The 1,681-nt window shown below is 71.5% G+C and carries 3 protein-coding genes; all 3 read left to right on the top strand.

The genetic code is table 11. The features are described from left to right. A partial coding sequence (locus VK923_20535) for a Gfo/Idh/MocA family oxidoreductase (protein ID HSJ47066.1) occupies positions 1-942 on the top strand: 942 nt, incomplete at its 5' end. Between the two features lie 112 nt (positions 943-1,054). Continuing rightward, a complete protein-coding gene (locus VK923_20540) occupies positions 1,055-1,381 on the top strand; it encodes a Gfo/Idh/MocA family oxidoreductase (protein ID HSJ47067.1) in 327 nt (108 codons plus the stop codon). Further along, positions 1,353-1,681, top strand: a 329-nt coding sequence (locus tag VK923_20545; protein HSJ47068.1) for a Gfo/Idh/MocA family oxidoreductase, incomplete at its 3' end; no start/stop codon positions are given. The genes VK923_20540 and VK923_20545, both read left to right, overlap by 29 nt.

Genomic DNA, 1,681 nt, shown 5'->3' on the forward strand with positions numbered 1-1,681 from the left:
ACGATCTGCACGCCCAACCACAGCCACCACGCGATCGCATCAGCGTTCCTCGACCACGGCATCGACGTGATCTGCGACAAGCCGCTGACCACGACGGTGGACGACGCGCTCGACCTGGTCGGCCGGCAGCGCCACACTGGCCTGGTCTTTGCGGTGACCTACAACTACACCGGGTATGTGATGGTCCGCCACGCCCGGGACCTGCTGGCGAGCGGCGATCTCGGGCCGGTGCGGCTGGTGCAGGTCGAGTTCGCCTCGGGATGGGCGGCCACGCTGCTGGAAGCCCAGGATCATCGGCAGGCGTCCTGGCGGACCGACCCCGCCAGCGCCGGAGCGTCCAGCGTCGTCGCCGACCTGGGCACCCACGCGCAGCACCTCGCGGAGTTCGTGACCGGCCTGCGTGTGCGGACCGTCTCCGCTGAGCTGTCGACGCTGGTGCCGGGCCGCGCAGTCGACGACAACGCCCACGTCATGCTGCGCCTCCCCGGCGCCGTCCGCGGGCTGTTGTGGGTGACGATGGCGGCCGCGGGGCAGTTGCACGGGCTGCGCCTGCGTGTCTTCGCCGAGCGCGGCGGGCTGGAGTGGGCCCAGGAGTGGCCGAACGAGCTGATCGTGCGACCGCTCGAGGGTCCGCACCGGATCATCGCGCGCGGCTCACCGGAGATGCTGCCTGCGGCGGCACGCGCGTCACGGATGTGGGCCGGCCACCCCGAGGGGTTCGCCGCGGCATTCGGCACGATCTACAACGACGCCTGGTCGGCCATCGTCGCGCGTCGCGAAGGGTCCGACCCTGACGCAGCGGCCCCGGACCTGCCGACGGTCATCGACGGCGCCCGCGGCGTGCGGTTCGTCGACGCCGTCGTGCGCTCACACCGGCGCGACGGCGCCTGGGTCGACGTCCCCGCCGACCTCGACGGCACCGGAGCATCAGAGGACGCATGACGGACCAGATCGGTGTGGGCGTGATCGGCATGGGGTGGATGGGCGAGGTCCACAGCCGCTCGTACGGGCGCTGCCGGACAGGTACCCCGATGATCCACCGGCTCGGCTGATCGTGTGCGCCGACCCGGTCGAGCAGCGCGCGGCCGCTGCCGAGCGGCGTTTCGGGTTCGAGCGCTCGACCTCCGACTGGCGTGACGTGGTCGCGGACCCGTCGGTCGACGTCGTCAACATCGCAGCACCGAACGCTCTGCACCGCGAGATCTGCGTCGCGGCGCTGGAAGCCGGCAAGCACGTGTTCTGTGAGAAGCCGGTCGGACGCTTTCCGCGGGACACGATCGACATCGCCGCGGCCGCGCGTGACGTCGGCGTGTGCACCTTCGTCGGCTACAACTACCCGGTGGGCGCCCGTCGTGCAGTACGCGCTGGGCCTGCTCCGTGACGGGCGGCTGGGGACCATCACCCACTACCGCGGGCGGTTCCTCAATGGCTACGCGGGCGATCCCGCCGGGGTGCTGTCATGGCGCTTCGAGGCCGACCAGGGGCTCGGCACCCTGGGCGACCTGATGGTGCACGCCATCGACATGGCGCTCGTGCTGGCCGGGCCGATCGACGGAGTGGTCGCAGATCGCGAGACGTTCATCCGGCAGCGCCCGCTCCCGTCCGGCGAGGGGACCCACTACGACGTGGGTGACGCCGACAGCCCGCGGGGTGGCGTCACCAACGAGGACTACGTCAGCGC

The sequence above is a fragment of the Euzebyales bacterium genome (assembly GCA_035461305.1).
Taxonomy (GTDB): Bacteria; Actinomycetota; Nitriliruptoria; order Euzebyales; family JAHELV01; genus JAHELV01.